The sequence below is a fragment of the Chryseobacterium oncorhynchi genome (genome assembly GCF_002899895.1).
Lineage (GTDB): Bacteria > Bacteroidota > Bacteroidia > Flavobacteriales > Weeksellaceae > Chryseobacterium > Chryseobacterium oncorhynchi.
On the sequence record NZ_PPEI02000001.1, the window covers coordinates 608787 to 627960 of the forward strand.

A 19174-nucleotide genomic window follows, 5' to 3' on the forward strand; every position below is an offset into this window, starting at 1 on the left:
TCTTCTTAAATTATTGTTTTATTTTTCTTTCTTTTTCGACAACATCCATTCGTATAATTTAGGATCTGAATAAGCTGAGTCCCATGAATTATGATTATCATTAGGGAAAACGATTAATTCAGCCGTTGGATTTACGGGATGAAGTTTTTGATAAAATTTGAAAGCATTCTCCGGAAGAACAACATCATCCATCCCACCGTGAAATATTTTCATATTCAAATTCTTAAATTGATCAATATTAGCAGTCATAACCTGATCTGTTGGTGCACAAACTGAAGCTACAGCAGCAAACATTTCAGGGTGTTCCATTGCCAGTTTCAATGTTCCCCATCCGCCCATTGAAAGCCCTGTAAGATAAATTCTGGAGGCATCAATTCTATATTTTTTCTGAATTTCTTTAATTAAATTATAAACAGTTACCGTATCCCACCAGCCATTTTCCGGGCACTGTGGTGCTAGAATAGCCACAGGTTCCTTAATCAGGTTTTTGTAAGTGAAAGGGCTATGGGCTTTTACAACTTCAAGATCACTTCCTCTCTCTCCTGAACCATGAAGAAAAACGATCAGAGGAACATTCCCTTTCGTTTTTTGGGGGTAATCCAGAATATAGGAGATCTTTTCAGTTCTTTTAAATTCTTTGTTCAGCTCTGCTTTGATTTCCTGAGCATTTAGCTGTAAGGAAAATGGAAGAAGCAAAAGGGGAATGTGCTTTAATTTCATGCTGCTACTAGGTTTTGGCTAAAGCCTTTGGACTTGGTTTTTATTTATTTTAAATGAGCTCAATTTCTATTGAAAGTGTATCGCTCTATTTTTTATCTCTCATAAATCGCACAGATTAAGCAAATAATTGAATTTAGACAGTATATAAAATCTACATTATCAGCTTAATCAGTGATCTTTATTATTTTATTCCATATTTGGAGGATTGAAAGCTTAATTTCTTTAATCCTTGTTGAATTTCCGGAGCATTCATAAATAACTTCCAAAGAAATCCTGTTCTGTAGTTTTCTACCATTGGAGCTATTGTTCCCTGATCGATAGCCAGATATCTTGGAGTAAACCAATTATTATAATTGATGGAAGTTGCATCATAAGGTCCTGCCGAACCTATGAATTCTGGCTTTTGAGTGTACATAAACCTTAGGAAATCCATTGATTCTTTTGGGGTGTATGGGAAGCTGCTCAAGGCTGCTGTGGGAGTTATTACTCCATTATCATTTCCAGGCATGTGAGCCGTATAGCCTGTGCTTCCGTCTTCATTTCTGGTATATCCTGCTGTTAGTCCCCAATAGTTAGTTCCATAACCTTTCCATTGTTTCGGATTTTCAACGCAGTATTTGTAATCAATAAGGGTTTGATTTTTATTGATATCAAAGTAATTTTTCACTAATTTATCTGATAATCCTGTCGGATCAAGACCAATATAGGAGTATTGCGCCCAGAACAATGGGCCACCGTATTCTTCGGCATAATTGTGTTTTACATACAGAGGAAGTCCGTATTTTGTTTTATCTGTAAGGTAGGTTCCATTTCTGGTCCAGCCTTTATAATAGGTTTCAGCATCTATAGAATGAGTAGGTGAAGATGCTGCCAGAATATAAGTGATTAAGCATTCATTATATCCTTCAAGAGGAAAGTTCATTTCCCATTGATATTCCGGTGACCAGTGCCAGTAAAGGACTTTTTCACCGCCTTTTGTGTACCAGTTCCATTGAATTCCTTTCCAAAGTTCATCACATTTTCCGGCTAAAGCTTTTTCTTCTGCGTTTCCGTTTTTAAAATATTCACGGACCATCAGTATTCCTGAGGTAAGAAATGCTGTTTCTACAAGGTCTCCACCGTTATCTTTTTTACCAAAAGGAACTGTTTTTCCAGTTTCTCCATTGATCCAATGTGGCCAAGCTCCTTTGTGACGTTCTGCCTTTGCAAGAAAATCCATAATATGGGTAAGTCTCTTCACTGCTTCTTTTCTTGGAACAAAGCCTCTTTCTACACCAACCAAAATGGTTGCCAGTCCAAATCCCGAACCTCCTGTTGTAACAACATGCTTGTCATTATCAGGATAGATATTATCTTCATGATAGCGTTCTCTTCCCAGCATTGAGTTTGGTTCAGCATAGTCCCAGAAATATTTTAGTGCGTCATTCTGTACTTTGTCCATCAGCTGTTCATCGGTAATATTACTTTTAACAGTTTTATTTTGGCCAGCTTCTGGTTTAGAAACCTGAGCATTTTTACAGGAATAGGTAAAAAATAAAGAGGTTACGACAATTGAAAGTATGGTCCTTTTCATTAGTATCATTGGTTTACTGGTTAATAAAGTTAGAGGAGAATTTTCACTCTCCTCTAAGCTTATGACAAGTTATTTTAGTATCCTGGGTTTTGTGTAAATGCCCCAGCACTTTCAGTTATTGCATCAAACGGAATTGGGAACAATTCGTTTTTCCCAACTTTGAATCCATAAGAAGCAAGTACAGTAGCCGCCTGCCCTGTTCTTACTAAGTCTACAAAACGATCTCCTTCCATAGCAAGTTCTACTCTACGTTCATTCCAAATTGCTGTTCTAAGAGCACCTTGCGTTGAAGCCGTAGTTCCCGCCAACTGTGCTCTGGTTCTAACTCTATTAAGATTCGTAACAGCTGTAGCAGAATTACCAAGTTCATTAGCTGCTTCTGCATTAATCAGAAGAATTTCTGCAAATCTTAATATCCTGATATTCTGAATAGATCCATAACCACAAGCACTTTTATTCAAAGCTTTTGGTACATATACTTTTTGGTTATACGTAGTCACAGATTGAGCATCCCCCATCGCAATTAAATCACCCTCCGGAGTTGTTTCTCCGTTTCTAAGTATTGTCAATTCTTTTCTGATATCACCGGGTTCAAATGCGTTTTCAAGAGCACTTGATGGTGTAAAGAAGCCCCATCCAAATTGATCTCTTACTCCTTGTACTTCAGCATACTGGCTTCCCTTGAGAGGAGGCATACAATCACAGTTCACTTCAAAAACTGATTCTTTTCCAAATTCTCCTGCCGGTCTGAATACATGATTAAAATCTGGATCTAAGTCATACCCCATACTCATTACCTGATTAGAAGTATCATATGCTTTCTTCCAATCTTTCTTATAAAGATATACTTTGGAAAGTAAACCTAATGCTGCTCCTTTTGTTACTCTTCCCAAATCTGAAGCAGGATAACTCTGAGGAAGAATTTCTGCTGCGCTGGTAAGATCAGAGATAATAAAGTTATATACTTCTTCTACTGAGTTTCTTGGAACCTTATAGTTGCTTTGAAGTCCGTCAAAAATAGGAACCCCGCCATATATTCTTACTAAATTAAAATAAAGGTATGCTCTCAACATTTTGGCTTCTGCAACCAGTCTCGTTCTTAATGCAGAGTCCATATCAATCTTTGGAACATTTGTAATCACCTGATTACAGCTGTTTAAACCTTGCCATTGTCCGATCCAATATCCTTTTACTCCTTCATTACTAACGGTATACGTAAAGTTATCATATTCATTGATAAAAGAAGCATCTCCGGGATTAGATCCTTTAACTACATCATCTGCTGGTACGCCAAACATAAATTGATAAGGAAAAGCAGAATTATCCCAACTTCTTAAAAAGCTATAAATAGCATTGGTTGCCAGCATAGCATCATTTTCTGTCTTAAAAAATGAAGAAGCCTCCGTATACCCTTCCTGTTTTATATCTAAATAATCATCTTTACAGCTTGCTGCCAATGAAAATAATGCGATTGATAAAAATATCTTTTTCATAATTCTTTCTTGTTAAAATGTTAAATTAAGACCCAAAGTATAAATTGCTGAAATTGGATAGATGTTATTATCCACACCCATTTGTACTCTGTCTGTATTCATGATTTCTGGTGAAAATCCTTTGTATTTAAAGCTTGTCCAAGGATTTTGAGCACTTACATATAATCTTAATTTTGTAATAGACATAGATTTTGCAAATGACTGAGGTAAATTATATCCTACCTGAATATTTCTGATTCTGATATAACTTCCATCTTCTACATAAAAGCTATTTGGTAAAATAATAGCCTGATTATTAGTGGCCATTGGATAAGCATTAGATGTTCCCTCACCATGCCATCTGTTGTTATAAAAATCTAAATCCCAGCTTTCATTTCCATAACGCTGCTCTCTGTTGAAATTGTAAATTTTGTTCCCAAAAACACCTTGAAAATCAATAGCGAAATCAAAGTCATATACATTCAAATTAACACCAAACCCGTAAGTTCCTTTAGGAATAGGGCTTCCCAAAAACGTTTTATCTCTAACATCAATCACACCATTTCCGTCAAGGTCTGCAAACTTAAATCCTCCGGCTTGTGCCCCATTCTGAGTAGCCCATGCGTCTACTTCTGCCTGATTCTGGAAAATACCTTCTACCTGATAACCATAATATGAACCAACGGCTTGCCCCTCTTGTAGTCTTATGATTGAATTACCATATAAGCTAGCTCCCGCATTTAAGTATGAATCATTTAAAACAGAAGTAATCTTATTCTTTAAAGTCGTTAAATTTCCATATACACCGATTTTTATATGATCATTGATATTAGTATCATAGCTAACAGAAAATTCTAATCCTTTATTATTAAAAGAATATGCATTGGTAATATAGTTATTCCAGTTAGAAGCACCGGAAACCATCCCCTGAACGATACCATACACTACATCCTTAGTATCTTTATCAAAATAAGTAGCATCAATTTTCAACTTATTATTGAATAATGCCATTTCTAATCCAAAATCTTTACCCGTCGTTGTTTCCCAGCCAATATTGGGGTCTATAACCTTATCTATAGTTTCTGCAGGATATCCGGAATTTCCGTAATAGGCTCCACCTTCAAGCTTAGTAGTATTTAATGTATAAGCTCTCTGTACATCAGGATTCCCAAGTTTACCCCAGCTTGCTCTTAATTTTAGAAGGTTAACAACATTTTGCTCACTCATAAAGTTTTCTCTGGAAATTACCCATCCTGCACTTACAGCTGGAAATACACGGGATCTGTCATTCGCAGAATATTTGGAAGTTCCATCTCTACGAACAGATGCATTCACTAAGTATTTCCCATCATAATCATAATTAAGTCTTCCAAAAAAAGATTCTATTCTATCCTGATATGGAATAACGTTTCTTTCTTTTTCATCAAAACTTGTTTTATAAATATCTGTTCCTTGGGAAATATCCATAGAAGCATTTGTTCCGTTATAATTAACATTCAAAGCTTCTGCATATGCTTGAGAGTAAGAGTTCCTTGTTCTGGAGAAACCTGCCATCAATTCCAGATTATGTTTTCCAAAATCTTTTTTCCAACTCAATGTATTATCCCAGATATAATTTCTGGTTCTGGAATCTCTTGTTATTAATTTATTTGGCTTTTGATCAGCAACAGGAACATAACCAAATGTTGGAGTATATTCGTATTTATTTGAATTAATATTATCAGAGCTATAGCTTACTCTTAAAGTAAAATCTTTTAAGAATTTATATTCCCCCCAAATGTTGTTCAACAATCTTTGTTCTCTGGTCTGAGATCTGAACAAGTCCATTTTTGCTCTGGAATTAGGAACCTTAGCCAATGTAAAATATTGGTAGTCTCCTGTAGCCGGGTTAATTGGTGCATACACAGGAGGAGATGAGTAAGCATCCAATAATGTATTATTTACATGATCTGTACGCATCTTTGAAAAAGTGAAATTATTCCCGATTGTGATATTATCGGTTATCTTGTAACTAAGATTTACTTTAGTCGTAAACCTGTTAAAGCCACTACCAGAATTAATACCTTGTCCTGCTGCTAAATTTCCTTCGTCCTGAAGATTTCCTGCACTTACATAATAGTTTAATTTTCCAAGATTTCCTGAAGCAGAAATATCATTAGAGTTAATGATACTTGTTCTTAAAATCTCCTTGAACCAATCCGTATCTGCAGGAAAAGAAGCTCTGGTTAAAAACACAGGATCCTTTGCTTTATCATTGATTAGTTTCTCATTATATAATTGTAGATACTGATCTGAATTAACCATTTTAGGAACATTAGTTACCGTCTTAATCCCTAAATATGAGTTAAAATTAAAAACAGGCTTTTTACCTCTCCCTGTTTTGGTTTTAATAATCACAGCACCATTAGATGCTCTTGCTCCATAAATTGCCAAACTCGAAGGATCTTTCAGTACACTCATGGATTCAATATCCTGAGGGCTTAAGAAAGAGATATCATCTGTAATCATACCGTCAACAATAAAGACAGTTTTACCTGTTAAAGAACTGATCCCTCTGATATCCACCCTAGGTGAGGCTCCCGGTGCTCCAGAATTTAGTACCTGAACTCCAGATAATCTTCCTTGGATAGAGCTAATTGGGTTAGCATTAGGTTTATTTGCTAAATCTTTAGCAGAAACGATACCGATACTTCCGGTCACGTTTTCTTTTTTTTGAGACCCATATCCAATCAAAACTACCTCTTCGATTTTTTGCTCTTTTGCAGCAGTATCTTTAGGAGTAGTCTGGGCATTGACATTCATACCAAAGTATAGAACAGCAATGAGACATGAGTACTTTAAATTACTTTGTTTCATATAGTTTCAATTTTATTCGTACAATCAATTTATATTAATGTTTCATTTTGAAGCAATTTATTTTCTCAAAAGAAGACATTAGCCAAAAATATAAAAAAAACTGAATCATGTTAAAATATCTTAAAAATTTAAAAACAACCATATTTTATTATACCAAAACGCACAATAAATCATTATAAACAAATAATAATGTAAAATAATTATCAATTTACAAACATATCTCTAATAAAGAAATAAGTTTTTTAGCCAAAAAAATCACCAAATGATACCCCAACATTAATATTTTGTTAAATAAATAATAGTATTTACCTTTGGTGCAGTTTTTGAAAAAGCAATTAAAAGATCAATGAAAAAATATATCATTGCAGCCGCTCTTATTATAGGAACCGGTGCTGTTATTACAACTACGGTACAATCCTGTACTTCCCTGGCCACTACGGACATGGGACTTTCTATTATCAAAAAAATGCTACTTAATGGTATTGATAAAGGAATGGGAGTTTACACCAACAAAGAAGCCTTTTTACAGAATAATATGGTAGACAAGGCTCTTCCAAAACAACTTAGAGAAATTAACTCTATGCTGGAAAAAATTGCTCCGTCATTGGTAGCCAAGGAAAGAGATTATATTGCACAGGCGGCAGCCTATACTGTAAATACTTCAAGACCCATACTACAAGGTGCTGTAAACAGTTTAAATGCTCAGGATGTCACCAGAATCATTCAGGGAACTACGGCAACACAAATTCTGAAAGAGAAGACATCTCAACAACTTATTGCAGCCATTGCTCCAAAAGTAGATGAGAAACTGAATGAATATGGAATTGTAAAAACAATCAATACAGCCTTATCCGGAAGTAATTTTCTGGGAAGCCTTTTAGGTGGAAATAAAAATACTGTAAACGCCGGCGGACTAAGCGAGCTTGCTTCGGAACAACTGGTAAGCGGGCTCTTTAATATTATAGAAGATTATGAGCAACAGAACTCTAAATCCCTCTTAGGACCATTTGGAAAATAGGAAAATTTTCGCTATATTTATATTATATTAACAATTGCAGATGGATATATTACAAGGAAATCAACACGCAAGTCCTGAAGATTTCTACAAGTCTTTAAAGGAAAAACTGGAAGATCATCATGATTTTCCTGAGGATTATTTATTTAAATTTATTATCCCTACAGACCAGACAAAACTTACTGAAATTTACAGGGTTTTTGATGGTATTAAATTTACATTAGGAAACCGCGAAAGCAAAAATGGAAAATATACAGCCTGTAACATCAATGCATTTGTATTGGATGCCAATCAGGTAGTAAGTATTTATAAAGAAGTAGCAAAAATAGAAGGCGTTATTCTATTGTAAAAAACTAAAAGGCTGTCATATAATTGACAACCTTTTTTTATTCTCAGCTTCTGAATTTCAATAAAAATGTCCGTTTCAAAGATTGAAACGGACATTTTTATTTTTATGTGACTTTATTATTTCTCAATAAAGAATTTTACATTTTCAATAGGTCTCCCCAGCATTGCAACCGAGCCTTTCACTATAATAGGTCTTTGGATCAGTGAGGGATTTTCAGATAAAATCTCAATCCATTCTTCTTCAGAATGATTTTTATCTGCGTAATTATCAATATACAGCTTATCCATCTTACGAATGATATGGAAAACACTTTGATTAAGCTTCTTCAATACCGTTTTAATCTCCAAAACACTCAATGGGTCTTCGATGATATTAATGATCTCAAAAGACACTCCGTTTTCATCAAGATACTCTAATACAGCATTTGATTTTGAACAGCTTCCGTTATGTAAAACCTTAACTACCATTTCTAATTATTTTAAAAAATTAAACTTGCCTACAACAAATTTAATAAGAATTCAATGGATGTTCTCTTAATATTCTGATAAAAATTTGTTAAAACAAACCGTGCAGTTCTGCTTCTATCTTTTCAAGAATCAACCCAAAATCTTCAGGTTTTTCTACGAAATCAAGATCATCAACTTCAATGATTAAAAGCTTTCCTTCTGTATAGTTGGAAATCCATTTTTCATATTTCTGGTTCAGTTTTGAAAGATACTCAATACTGATTGATGCTTCATACTCTCGCCCTCTTTTGTAAATTTTCTTTACCAGATTGGGAACATCTGATTTTAGATAGATCAAAAGATCAGGTGCTGAAACAAACGTCTTCATCAGATTGAAAACTGACGAATAATTATTGAAATCCCTATCGGAAAGAAGATTCATATCATTTAAGTTTTCCGCAAAAATATGTGCATCTTCATAGATGGTACGGTCCTGAATGATATTTTTACCGCTTTCTCTGATTTCTTTTACCTGACGGAATCTGCTTCCCAAGAAATATACCTGCAATGCAAAACTCCACTTGCTCATATCTGAATAAAAATCTTCCAAATAGGGATTGTGATCTACATCTTCAAATTGTGCATCCCATCCGTAATGCTTAGAAAGCATGGTGGTTAAAGTTGTTTTTCCTGCTCCAATGTTTCCTGTAACTGCAATGTGCATATTCTTTTTCCTTGTATTTACTAATTAATTGATAAGTTTTTCTACGCCTTCTGCCTGAACTTCAGATGCATCTTGAATCAACTTTTCCAACGTATTGTCGGAAGTTTTTCTTTCTGCATTTTCCTCATTTGTCTTTTCATCCTTATTTTCCACAGGCTTTTCTGTAGATGGCAAAGGTATCTCAGGTTGAGGTTCCTGCTGTTTTTGCTGTCTGGCTGCCTTTACTTTTTCAAGGCTGTAAAGATAGAGTTTGTTCCCATTGATTTCAAAATAAGAAAGGATGTTTTTATCCACAATTTGCGCTTCAGGATCTTCAAAAATGGTTAGCATCCCCTTTTCAGGAACATACTTTAGGATAGAGTTATTGGCAATAACCAAAATATTATCATTTTCTCTTCTAAAGCGTTTTCCATTATCTATAGGGGCCTCAAATAACTTTTCAAACTTCAGACTATAGATTCTGATATGTTTTTTTGTAAGGATATAAACTTTAGTTTCATAAACCAATAGATCAGTCAAATCTTCAAAACTGATGTCAAAAGGAAATGAGTTGATAGTGGTTTCGTTTCTGAAATTATACTGTATCAAACGCTTTGTGCTATCATCCAACAACCAAAGTTGCTGCAAATCTTCAACATAGGCCATTCTGATAAAACCGAACTTTTGCTTAAAATCAATCCGCTGTATTTCATTCATATTTTGATCTACAAATTTCATTTCCTGAGCATTTTCAGAAAACAAAGGAACATTCAGAGGGTTTTGTACACTTTGAACTTTATAAGGAACCGTGAGCATCATTTTACCAATCTGCTTCCCAAGAGAATCATATTTGGTAAAACTGAAGTCCTTATTTTTATAGATATATAGATTTCCGTAGTCATCAGCAAGCATATCCTTTGCTTCCTTCAGTTTTAAGGTATCTAAAGGAAGAACTTTCTGCGCCGCAGATGAGCAGAAAATAAAAATGCATATCAGATAGAGTAATCTCAAAATTCTTTTTACTAAGATAGCGCTCCTTATGGAACGCTACCAATTTACATACTTTATTTTATTCGGATAGAAATTGTTATAAAACTTTTCTTATTTAATAGCAACTTCATAAATCTTTGGCCAGTTCTTACCTGTTACCAGCATATTTTCTCCTTTAAAGGCAATTCCGTTGAGTACATCATCACTTCCCTTGGTATTTTGCTTTGCAATTTCTGTAAAGTCAAATGTACCGACTACTTCTCCGTTAGCAGGATTAATTTTTAGGATAATTGGCTTTTGCCATACGTTGGCATAAAGAAATCCGTTGTGGTATTCCAGTTCATTTAGTTGGTCATAAGCCTGAGCACTTCCTGCAATAGCAATATACTTAACCAGTTTTGAAGGGTCACTTGGATCAAGGAAATATAAAAGTTTACTTCCGTCAGATGCAATCAGGTTCTTTCCGTCGTACGTTAATCCCCAACCTTCACCCAATACATTTGGATAAGCGAATTCTGAAAGGAGTTTTAATGAGCTTTTATCATAAATATATCCTTTTTTGCTCTGCCATGTTAACTGATATACTTTATCCCCTACAATGGTACTTCCCTCAGAGAAATCCTCAGCAGCCTGCTTTGTGGAAGCAAGCGGAGTTGTTGTACCCAATGTATATTTTAAGATCTGTGAAGAACCATTTTGTCCGTCACTTTCATAAATTGTATTTCCTTCTGCCTGAAATCCTTGCACAAAATTCTTCGGATCATGAGGATATTCTGCTACAATCTGATAAGAAATATTTTTCTCAGGATTCTTTGCAAATACATTGATTGTCGCATCCTGATTCAATACTTCTCCTCCTTTTGTTTTGATATTAAAAGTAACCGCGTTATCACCTAGCGTGAAAAACTTTGGATCAATGGTTAAATCTGTTGTTTCCTTATCTCCAAAGCTGATGGTTACACTTTCTGCATTTTCTGTAACTTCTTTAGGAAGCTGTAGTTTATCACCGAAATGATATCCTTTTGTTTCCATTGATGTATTATAGTTGCTTAGTGTATTAAGTATCTCTTTATCATTATTACAAGAAGCCAGTAATAAAATCGCTGCGAAACCTGCTATTATATTTTTTTTCATTGATATTCTAAATATTTCCCCAAAAATAGCAAATTTTATTCCGTATTGCCAATATTATCCGTCGGTTCGCCAAATTGTAGGATATATCCGTTGTTATCATATATAGCAAACTCCCTCATTCCCCATTCAAAAGTTTCGATTTCATAACAAATTTTAGCTTTTGTTTTAAGATCTTCCCATAATTCATCCACTTTATCTACATTGAAATAAAATGATCCAGTGAAGCCAATGGTAACCGGACCTTCATCCTGATTGGGAAGAGAAAGCATGATATACACATCATCTTTTTGAAGTGAGGCCCAATGCCATTCATCATTTCTGCTTAACAACTTAAAACCGAGAACATGGATATAAAATTCTATTGTTTCATCTAGATTTTCTGTCCAAAGCATTGGACGAAGTCCAGTAAAACGACTCATGGTTCTTGTAGTTCAAATGTATTTTTATGAATTTTCATATTAATAGAAACCCAGATTTCACCATCAATTTGAACTTCATTTTCAATATCCGGATCCGTGGTAAAGCCTACTTTTTTGTAGCATTCGATAGCACCAGTGTTCCAATCGTAGACATTCAATTCCGCCAGATCCCTATTAAAATGACTAAACCCATATTTCAAGAGTTCCTGCATCACTTTTTTTCCGTATCCTTTTCCACGATTGTTTTCATCCCAGATCAGGATTCTTCCCAGAAGAAATGTTTTTTCCTTTAAAAATATCTGAGCATGACCAATGGTATTCTGACTCGCCAGATCAATTATTTTAAATAATGTCCTGTTTTCGTCGGACAAATCACCCATAAGCTGATCTTCTGTGAGAGGAAAATGGTATTTAGGTCCTGCAAACTGAAGAAGTGATTTTTCATCTTCAATTTTTGAAATCAATGTATGGGCATCATCTATGGCAAAAGACTGTAATTCTATCATCTTATTATTTTTCAAGATATTGCTTTAAACTTTGTCCTAAAATAGAATTCCAGCCTCCTGTAAAGTTTTCTCTTGAAAAGCCCTCTCCTAAATCCTTGAAGTTTTCAATATCTTCATGGGCTAATTTTACTAAAGTTCCGCCATCTTCTGACTGCAGTTCCCAAGTGACCGTCGTTTTCAGATCCGAAAAATCAGGGTAAGCCCAAGTGTGCTTCAACTTTTTATTGGGAATAATTTCAAGAATCTCACATTGGTGATGGTATTTTTTCTCATCTCCAGGTTCATAGAAATTAAATATATTTTCTACTTTCAATTCAAAATCTTGGATATCAAAATACCAAGATTTCATTTCGTTTTGATCTGTTAATGCTTCCCAAACCTTTTCGATTGGAGCATTGATTTTATACTGAACAATGATGGGTGTCTTCATTTTACTATTGTTTTTAATAGGCTACTAGAGTATTTTTAACCACAAAAGTCACAAAAGATTTTAACACTGAAGCTATTTTAAAGTTAATATTCTTACTCTTAAAAAAAACTCTTACATTTTGAAAATCTATAAATTTTCACTTTGTGAGCCCTATGCAAGTTAACCTTAATTCTAGACTTAATTAAATCCTTTTGTGACTTTCGCAGTATATTTTTAATAGGTTCAAATACTTTTTACAAAGCATTCAATCTATTATCAATGGGAAAAACCGGTGATCTTCGCTTCATCAAAATCCAACTGCATTTCAATGGTTCTCATCACATGATCATCGAATATTTTTTCTCTTTTCATCCTGTGCAGTTCGTTTCTCTGAGCCTGAATAATTTGACGTAAAACATCTTTATTTTGATTAATAGCAGTCACATAATCTCCAGTGGAGGCCATACATTGAGCTTTATCTGCCATCAGCATCATTTCATTTTCGAGCTTATGCTTTTGGTGGCGTACAAGACTATTAGATACAGCTAGTTCAGAAAAATCATTATCTAATTTATGCAAAGCCGTTTCTTTTAATTTACGCATCAGGATCACTTCTTGCTTTTCCTCAGGCAATTCGCTTCCTGCATCTTGTATATTCAATAGCTTCAGAATCGGGCTAAGCAATAATCCCTGCCCAACCAGTGTAATCAATATGATAACGAAAGTCACGAATAAAATGATATTTCGGTGCGGAAATGCTTCTCCATTGGGTAGGAAAGCTGGAATTGACAATGCCGCCGCCAGTGAAACTACTCCTCTCATTGCTGCAAAGCTGATGATAAAAGGTTCTCGCCAGTCCGGTTTGGGTACTTTTAATCTCAGTTCCTTAGAGCAAAGCCTTGGAAAATACATCAGTGCATAACTGTATATTATTCGGGTTCCGATAATGGCTCCACCAATAACAACGCTATAGAAAATCCCTTCTGAGATGGTATAATCTGTAAGTCCCTCAACTACGATTGGCAATTCAAGGCCGATCAGGATAAAGATGATGGTATTCATCAGAAATATAAGGACACTCCATACGTTTCCGGACTGTATCCTTGAGGTATGACTCAGATAACAATGTGAGTTATAGGACATCAATAACCCTCCTGCAACCACGGCCAATACTCCCGAAAAATGGAAATGTTCTGCGCCAACATACATGATGTAGGGAACGATAAGGGTAATAACAGTATCAATATTAGAGTTGGTAGGGATAATTCTCAACAATGCTCCAAATGAAAATCCTACTGCTACTCCAATGGCAATTCCTCCAACGGCCATGGTAAAGAAATCCTGAACAGCATCTCTCCAGATAAACTGACCTGAAATAACCGCTGCCAGTGCAAATTTAAATACAATTAAACTGGACGCATCATTAATCAGACTTTCGCCTTCCAGAATATTGGTAATTTTCTTAGGAATCTTCATATGCTTAAGAACGGAAGTAGCTGCTACAGCATCCGGCGGAGAATTCACTCCTCCCAACAGGAATCCCATTGCCAACGTGAGCCCTGGAATAATAGAAGATGAAAGGTAAGCAACTACGATTGACGTTAAAAACACCAATCCAAACGCCATGGAAAAGATCTGTTTTCTCCATTTATGAAAGTCCTGCCAAGAAGTGAACCATGCTGCTTCAAACAAAATAGGAGGCAGAAAAATAAGGAATACAAGATCTGGCTCTATCTCTACACGCGGCATTCCCGGAACAAAGCTTATTAATAGCCCTGCAATTACAAGAAAGATTGGATAAGCCACCTTAAGTTTTTGTCCAATCATTACCAATATCATTACAGACAGTAATACTACAATGGATATTATAACATAGCTGTGAATCATTTTGATTTAGTTTTTTTAAGTATTATTTTTTATTGTTAGGACTAAAAATTTCGAAAAAAAATTGGCCAAGGCAAATACTTTTTTAATTTAAACCGTATAGGCTTCTTTTTTATCTCACGCAGATTTTGCAGATAACGCAGATTTACGTTAGACAATTCTTATTTTTTTATCTTTTAATTTTAAAGTACAATATTGTTTTTTGGAGTAATGGCTGGCGGAAGATCTGTTTCATCCAGCATATCTCTCATATCAATCTCTATGGTTCGGCTGATCTGAGTAATAGGAACATCGTTTGGACTTCCCTCAAAAGGGTTTACCGACGCCTCTCCTACACTATCTAAGGTATGAAAGCACCATGTTACCAGTAATGAGAAAGGAATATTAAACCAAAGTGTCCATCCTTCTACCATGGTTCCCTCTCCCAGTTTGTCAAATTCTTTTAATAATCCAAAAGGCACAAAAACAATGAACAATAGCAAAAGATAGGTGGTAATGGAAGAAAAGTTTCTTGGGTAAGGAAAATTCTTGATTCTTTCTGCTTTTCCCTGGCTATCGGTAAATTTCACCAATTGCTGATTGATCTGTGTCCATTGAAAGTCATTGATTTCTCCTTTTTCATAAGCTTCAGACAATTCTTTGCTTTGGCGGGCCATCAATTGTGTTGCTCTATTTTTTTTGCTTAAAATATATTGAAGTTCTGGCTCAGAAAGATATTTTTTCAACTCATCATCGAGCTTTGAAAGTCGTTCCGGAATTTCATACTTCTTGGCATATTCGTCAAACTGAGATGTTCCTGTATTTTCCCAAACCCTTGATTCTCTAAGCTGAAATCTAAGGGCAGTAAGCCACGCATAATGACGAAGAAACATTGTTTTTACTTTATTTGAATCTTTGGCAGCAAGAGAATCTCTTACTATATATCCAAAGCTACGGCTATCATTGATAATAGCTCCATAAATTTGTCTGGCTTCCCAAAGTCTGCTGTAACTGGCATTGTTTTTAAATCCTACAATAAAGGCAACGGCAGTTCCCATTATTGCAATCGGCTGCCAGGGCACAGAAACAAATTTAAGTCCTAAAAAGTACAGAACCGTAGGAACGGCTGCCAATGCAATTAAGGCATAAATACTTCGCCTTGTCCAGCTGATAAATTCGCGCGCTCCAAATCTTTTTCCTGAATGCATATGTGTTATTTTTTTGTGTTAATTATGTAATGATGTTATTCGAATAATAGTTTTCATCAGGGCATTCAGTAGAAACAGTAAGAATTAGTTTTTAGTAAACGGAATATTGTTGTAAAAACCAATCTGAATCTGTCCTCTATTTCTGTTTTCCTGAATCTGATTCATATATCCCGCTTCAATTCTCATGTTTTTATTAATGACGTATCCCAGCGCTCCATATACTCTATTCCTGTCAAAAACAGGGCTGTCGAAATGCAGGAAAATTTCATTGTATACCGATGCATAAAGTGTTTTCGGCAGCATTTCTTTTTGAGTAATCGGAATATTCAGTCCTAACATGTAGCGGAATCTCATTCTGAAATCATCTTCCAGAAAACGTTCTTCCAAACGATAGCGATGTTGAATATTAAAACGTCCAAACTTCTGCTTTGTGATATACTGCTGGAAAATCCTGTGTTCTATATTTTCTCTTTTTTCGCCGTTGGCGTAAGGCTGACTCAGAATAAACCCGTATCCCAACAACACGTTATTGTTGTTTTCTGTAAGATCATATCCAATCCCTGTACGGATTAAAAGCTGCTCAAGATCTCCAATACCGTCAAAATTTCTATACTGAACTTCATTGTGCCAGTTGAGTTTCTTACTGATCTTATTATTTCCAAAATACATGTACCAAGCACCCAGATCACTTTTTTGTGCAAATGTAAAAACGGATCCCAGACCCAACACTGTAAATGCCAACTTCGTAAAAACCTTTCTCATGTTTATCAATTACTATTATCTATCGTTTTGAACAAAATTAATATTTTAAATCAATAATAGCAAGTGATATTTTAGGATTAGGTTGATAGAGGTTTTATATTAAGCCACTTTAAATCTGAGACTTCAAGCCATATCAACCGGGAATCTGCTCTATGAGGATATCGTTTCTTCCTTTGTCAAAATAAGTACAAGTCATTACATCCAGATTCATCACCCATCCTTCAACTCCATTTTCTACACAGTCATTGCAAAATGTCATATAATCTGTTCCTCCCTGTTGATGGAGTTTTAATCTTGTTTTAAAATTGTCAAGGTTTACCTTTTCAGAAATAATAAGAGTATCGTACTTACTTCCTGTTTGGGCAGATTGATTATCAGCATCAAAGTACTCAGTATTTCCATTATCAACATAGGTGGTGTAGTGAGAGACTCCCAATCCTTTTATTTCTTTGATGTATTGGGGAAAGTCTGCGCCGCTTTTTACCTTTTGGTGTGCTGATTTAATGTCGTTAATTGTAAATTTCATCTTTATATTTTTTTTAAAAATTGCTTGTTTTTTATTTCATGAGAGTCTAAGTGCTTTAGAACTAGAAATCATTCTTTTCCTTAACTCAAATTTAATTTTTTTTGGAATGCAAATGTATATCAAATAAAAAACCGGCAGTATAACCGCCGGTAAATTGTAACTATATATTACATACAAAATATTAATCTTATGGATGCTGCTGCATTTTAGCAGGATCGTCATAATTTACCATCCAGTTGATCCCGAATTTATCCGTAAACATTCCAAAATAGGCTCCCCAGAAAGTATCTGCCATTGGCATTGTCACCTTTCCCCCCTCAGAAAGTCCATTGAATATTGTTCCTGCTTCTTCTTTAGATTCTGCATTTACAGAAATTGAAAAATTGTTTCCCACTTGAAAGTCGGAAGCCCATTCTCCACCTGTATCACTTCCCATGAGTATAGTTTCCTTAGAAATCGGAAGACTTACATGCATAATTCTGTCTTTATCTCCCTCAGGAGTCTCTTTCCCTTCCATTGGAGGCATTTCTCCAAAAGTTCCGATGTAAGGATATTCTCCTCCAAAAACGGACTTATAGAAGTCGAATGCTTCTCTGCAATTTCCATTGAATGTTAAATAAACGTTTACTGATGCCATGATTGTTTTTTATGAGTTAAGTTTTAATGAGTTTCTATTGTAAACAGACCTTTATCTATGTTGGTCTATCAGGATCATGTTTCCATCCGGATCTTTCAGGTAGATATGCTCCGGTCCTGAAGTGGTTTCATCAGCTTCTTTATCAATTTCGATTCCCTCTTTCTTTAAACGCTTCTGAATCTCACGTACATCATCAAAGGATTCAAGATTCTGTGCATTTTGATCCCATCCGGGATTGAAAGTAAGCATATTCCCGTCGAACATTGCCTGAAAAAGGCCTATTAAATTAGATCCGTTTTTCATGATCAGGTAGTTTTGCTCTGTACTTCCGGCCATTGTTGTAAAGCCTAGTTTTTCATAAAAATCCTTGGATTTCTGAAGATCTTTTACACTTAAGCTGATTGAAAATGCTCCTAGTTTCATATGTATTGTTTAAAGTTGAGGTTAAGTCTAAAAAGGTCAACTCCTTTTAGTGATTATTGATTTTTCAAATGAGTTTTGAATTCCAGGGTTTCATCATAGCTTTTCCAGTCGCCTATAAATTCTATATACTGTCCCTCGATTTTCTCTGTTTTTTTATTCCATTTAAAATTATAAACAAATCGTCCTTTAAAGACTCCTGAATGTTTTCCTTTATTCTCTTCAGCCAATTCATATTCCCCAAACACCGTTCCCTGTCTTTTGGAATCCTTATATTTTGAAATAGTAATTTTCCCTTCAAATTTTGCATAATTGGCACCTACAAGAGAATATCCTGAAACAAAATACTCCTGATCATTCTTCTTATTCTGTTCAGAAATATTGATTTTAAGTTTCAGTTCCTGTCCCTTATTCCCAATCGTTCCTATATAAGGTTTGCTGTTATTCAGCCATGTGTTTGAAATATCCGGCATCTGCCCCAAAACAAAATTAGCAGCCAGTAAGAAGAGCAATAAAAGTTTTTTCATACAGTGTGTTTTAAACTCCAAATTGTGCCAGGTGATGGTTAAGATGCTTTGCAAACATATTATTCCATTCCTGAGCTTTTAATTTACCGAAGGAGAAAGATTCTTTACCATCAAAAGCCTCCGCTCCTAATTGTTGAGTCTTCTGAATAAAACCAATCAGTCTTACTTTTTCTTCTTCAAAGCTTTTTCTTCCTGTTATTAAAAACTGAGGTGCAGTTGGGGAATCTCTTGGGTATGCTTTTTCACCTACCACCTTTGGCTTTACAAAGGTTTTTAGAATAAATTTTGCAATGGATCCCGGTTTTTTATGTTTTTCTGGTTCGTATATCATTTCATAGGTTACAGAACAGTGAGCTAACATCTGGTCCACTGTCATTTTCCCCCATAATCCATGCGTGTCTTCTATAAGTCTGTTTATTCTATCAATATAGTTTTGAGCATCTTTTGCGTCAAATACATTTTCCATATACTTTCTAATTAACTATAGACAAATATATTAGTTTTTTTGTTTGATTTTATATTGAAATGAATATTTCGTTACAACGTTTTAGGTTCGTGTTTGAAAATTCGAAAGTAATAGGGTTTGAGAAACTTCACGCATCAGAATGGATAAGAATAAAGCTACGACAATGAGTCATA

At 35.0% G+C, this 19174-nt stretch carries 21 protein-coding genes; 2 read left to right on the forward strand and 19 right to left on the reverse strand.

Translation table 11 applies throughout. From position 1 onward, the window contains the following. Positions 1-18 precede the first annotated feature (18 nt). The 4 genes from C1638_RS02895 to C1638_RS02910 form a co-directional block, all read right to left on the reverse strand. Positions 19-720 carry a carboxylesterase family protein gene (locus C1638_RS02895; protein ID WP_109618011.1) on the reverse strand — a complete coding sequence of 234 codons (702 nt, stop codon included), beginning with the start codon at positions 718-720 and terminating at the stop codon, positions 19-21. Positions 721-901: 181 nt separating this feature from the next. After that, complete coding sequence (locus tag C1638_RS02900; RefSeq protein ID WP_109618013.1) at positions 902-2293, reverse strand: glucoamylase family protein; 1392 nt, start codon at positions 2291-2293, stop codon at positions 902-904. A 74-nt stretch (positions 2294-2367) separates the two neighbouring features. Then, on the reverse strand, positions 2368-3786 hold the full coding sequence (locus C1638_RS02905; RefSeq protein WP_109618015.1) for a RagB/SusD family nutrient uptake outer membrane protein: 1419 nt from the start codon (positions 3784-3786) through the stop codon (positions 2368-2370). A gap of 12 nt (positions 3787-3798) precedes the next feature. After that, positions 3799-6621 (reverse strand): SusC/RagA family TonB-linked outer membrane protein, encoded by a 2823-nt coding sequence (locus tag C1638_RS02910; RefSeq protein ID WP_109618017.1) that lies wholly within the window; start codon positions 6619-6621, stop codon positions 3799-3801. Between the two features lie 346 nt (positions 6622-6967). Here C1638_RS02910 and C1638_RS02915 point away from each other — a divergent pair, with 346 nt between their 5' ends. Beyond that, positions 6968-7639, forward strand: a complete 672-nt coding sequence (locus tag C1638_RS02915; protein ID WP_109618019.1) for a DUF4197 family protein — start codon at positions 6968-6970, stop codon at positions 7637-7639. A 40-nt stretch (positions 7640-7679) separates the two neighbouring features. Further along, positions 7680-7985 (forward strand): DUF493 family protein, encoded by a 306-nt coding sequence (locus tag C1638_RS02920; RefSeq protein ID WP_109618021.1) that lies wholly within the window; start codon positions 7680-7682, stop codon positions 7983-7985. Between the two features lie 116 nt (positions 7986-8101). Here C1638_RS02920 and C1638_RS02925 read toward each other — a convergent pair whose 3' ends face one another. The 15 genes from C1638_RS02925 to C1638_RS02995 form a co-directional block, all read right to left on the reverse strand. After that, positions 8102-8452 (reverse strand): ArsC/Spx/MgsR family protein, encoded by a 351-nt coding sequence (locus C1638_RS02925; protein ID WP_109618023.1) that lies wholly within the window; start codon positions 8450-8452, stop codon positions 8102-8104. An 88-nt stretch (positions 8453-8540) separates the two neighbouring features. After that, complete coding sequence (locus C1638_RS02930) at positions 8541-9155, reverse strand: deoxynucleoside kinase (protein WP_106915404.1); 615 nt, start codon at positions 9153-9155, stop codon at positions 8541-8543. A 24-nt stretch (positions 9156-9179) separates the two neighbouring features. Further along, positions 9180-10145, reverse strand: a complete 966-nt coding sequence (locus C1638_RS02935; RefSeq protein WP_109618025.1) for a hypothetical protein — start codon at positions 10143-10145, stop codon at positions 9180-9182. A 90-nt stretch (positions 10146-10235) separates the two neighbouring features. Continuing rightward, positions 10236-11258: a glutaminyl-peptide cyclotransferase gene (locus C1638_RS02940; protein ID WP_109618026.1), complete on the reverse strand. Its 1023-nt coding sequence runs from the start codon at positions 11256-11258 to the stop codon at positions 10236-10238. Between the two features lie 35 nt (positions 11259-11293). Continuing rightward, entirely contained in the window at positions 11294-11677 is a 384-nt protein-coding gene (locus C1638_RS02945) for a VOC family protein (RefSeq protein ID WP_109618028.1), read from the reverse strand. Continuing rightward, complete coding sequence (locus C1638_RS02950; RefSeq protein ID WP_109619066.1) at positions 11674-12183, reverse strand: GNAT family N-acetyltransferase; 510 nt, start codon at positions 12181-12183, stop codon at positions 11674-11676. The genes C1638_RS02945 and C1638_RS02950 overlap by 4 nt, the downstream gene beginning before the upstream one ends. Positions 12184-12187: 4 nt before the next feature. After that, positions 12188-12613, reverse strand: a complete 426-nt coding sequence (locus C1638_RS02955) for an SRPBCC family protein (RefSeq protein ID WP_109618030.1) — start codon at positions 12611-12613, stop codon at positions 12188-12190. Positions 12614-12868: 255 nt separating this feature from the next. Then, positions 12869-14479 carry a Na+/H+ antiporter gene (locus C1638_RS02960; RefSeq protein ID WP_109618032.1) on the reverse strand — a complete coding sequence of 537 codons (1611 nt, stop codon included), beginning with the start codon at positions 14477-14479 and terminating at the stop codon, positions 12869-12871. Between the two features lie 179 nt (positions 14480-14658). After that, on the reverse strand, positions 14659-15663 hold the full coding sequence (locus C1638_RS02965; protein ID WP_109618034.1) for a bestrophin family protein: 1005 nt from the start codon (positions 15661-15663) through the stop codon (positions 14659-14661). A gap of 84 nt (positions 15664-15747) precedes the next feature. Then, positions 15748-16425 (reverse strand): DUF2490 domain-containing protein, encoded by a 678-nt coding sequence (locus C1638_RS02970; protein WP_076351176.1) that lies wholly within the window; start codon positions 16423-16425, stop codon positions 15748-15750. A 133-nt stretch (positions 16426-16558) separates the two neighbouring features. Then, the gene (locus C1638_RS02975) at positions 16559-16951 is read right to left on the reverse strand and encodes a DUF1398 domain-containing protein (protein ID WP_109618036.1); all 393 of its coding nucleotides are present in this window, start codon (positions 16949-16951) and stop codon (positions 16559-16561) included. Between the two features lie 187 nt (positions 16952-17138). Continuing rightward, positions 17139-17588: a VOC family protein gene (locus C1638_RS02980; RefSeq protein WP_109618038.1), complete on the reverse strand. Its 450-nt coding sequence runs from the start codon at positions 17586-17588 to the stop codon at positions 17139-17141. 51 nt (positions 17589-17639) lie between these two features. Further along, on the reverse strand, positions 17640-18011 hold the full coding sequence (locus C1638_RS02985; RefSeq protein WP_109618040.1) for a VOC family protein: 372 nt from the start codon (positions 18009-18011) through the stop codon (positions 17640-17642). A gap of 53 nt (positions 18012-18064) precedes the next feature. Beyond that, positions 18065-18535: a hypothetical protein gene (locus C1638_RS02990; protein WP_109618042.1), complete on the reverse strand. Its 471-nt coding sequence runs from the start codon at positions 18533-18535 to the stop codon at positions 18065-18067. 10 nt (positions 18536-18545) lie between these two features. Further along, a complete protein-coding gene (locus C1638_RS02995) occupies positions 18546-19001 on the reverse strand; it encodes a DUF1569 domain-containing protein (RefSeq protein WP_109618043.1) in 456 nt (151 codons plus the stop codon). Positions 19002-19174: the final 173 nt, after the last annotated feature.

What these genes read in the sequence shown, in the direction of transcription:
- C1638_RS02895 (WP_109618011.1), bottom strand. Translation starts at nt 720, where the DNA reads ATGAAATTAAAGCACATTCCCCTTTTGCTTCTTCCATTTTCCTTACAG.
- C1638_RS02900 (WP_109618013.1), bottom strand. Translation starts at nt 2,293, where the DNA reads ATGAAAAGGACCATACTTTCAATTGTCGTAACCTCTTTATTTTTTACC.
- C1638_RS02905 (WP_109618015.1), bottom strand. Translation starts at nt 3,786, where the DNA reads ATGAAAAAGATATTTTTATCAATCGCATTATTTTCATTGGCAGCAAGC.
- C1638_RS02910 (WP_109618017.1), bottom strand. Translation starts at nt 6,621, where the DNA reads ATGAAACAAAGTAATTTAAAGTACTCATGTCTCATTGCTGTTCTATAC.
- C1638_RS02915 (WP_109618019.1), top strand. Translation starts at nt 6,968, where the DNA reads ATGAAAAAATATATCATTGCAGCCGCTCTTATTATAGGAACCGGTGCT.
- C1638_RS02920 (WP_109618021.1), top strand. Translation starts at nt 7,680, where the DNA reads ATGGATATATTACAAGGAAATCAACACGCAAGTCCTGAAGATTTCTAC.
- C1638_RS02925 (WP_109618023.1), bottom strand. Translation starts at nt 8,452, where the DNA reads ATGGTAGTTAAGGTTTTACATAACGGAAGCTGTTCAAAATCAAATGCT.
- C1638_RS02930 (WP_106915404.1), bottom strand. Translation starts at nt 9,155, where the DNA reads ATGCACATTGCAGTTACAGGAAACATTGGAGCAGGAAAAACAACTTTA.
- C1638_RS02940 (WP_109618026.1), bottom strand. Translation starts at nt 11,258, where the DNA reads ATGAAAAAAAATATAATAGCAGGTTTCGCAGCGATTTTATTACTGGCT.
- C1638_RS02945 (WP_109618028.1), bottom strand. Translation starts at nt 11,677, where the DNA reads ATGAGTCGTTTTACTGGACTTCGTCCAATGCTTTGGACAGAAAATCTA.
- C1638_RS02950 (WP_109619066.1), bottom strand. Translation starts at nt 12,183, where the DNA reads ATGATAGAATTACAGTCTTTTGCCATAGATGATGCCCATACATTGATT.
- C1638_RS02955 (WP_109618030.1), bottom strand. Translation starts at nt 12,613, where the DNA reads ATGAAGACACCCATCATTGTTCAGTATAAAATCAATGCTCCAATCGAA.
- C1638_RS02960 (WP_109618032.1), bottom strand. Translation starts at nt 14,479, where the DNA reads ATGATTCACAGCTATGTTATAATATCCATTGTAGTATTACTGTCTGTA.
- C1638_RS02965 (WP_109618034.1), bottom strand. Translation starts at nt 15,663, where the DNA reads ATGCATTCAGGAAAAAGATTTGGAGCGCGCGAATTTATCAGCTGGACA.
- C1638_RS02970 (WP_076351176.1), bottom strand. Translation starts at nt 16,425, where the DNA reads ATGAGAAAGGTTTTTACGAAGTTGGCATTTACAGTGTTGGGTCTGGGA.
- C1638_RS02975 (WP_109618036.1), bottom strand. Translation starts at nt 16,951, where the DNA reads ATGAAATTTACAATTAACGACATTAAATCAGCACACCAAAAGGTAAAA.
- C1638_RS02980 (WP_109618038.1), bottom strand. Translation starts at nt 17,588, where the DNA reads ATGGCATCAGTAAACGTTTATTTAACATTCAATGGAAATTGCAGAGAA.
- C1638_RS02985 (WP_109618040.1), bottom strand. Translation starts at nt 18,011, where the DNA reads ATGAAACTAGGAGCATTTTCAATCAGCTTAAGTGTAAAAGATCTTCAG.
- C1638_RS02990 (WP_109618042.1), bottom strand. Translation starts at nt 18,535, where the DNA reads ATGAAAAAACTTTTATTGCTCTTCTTACTGGCTGCTAATTTTGTTTTG.
- C1638_RS02995 (WP_109618043.1), bottom strand. Translation starts at nt 19,001, where the DNA reads ATGGAAAATGTATTTGACGCAAAAGATGCTCAAAACTATATTGATAGA.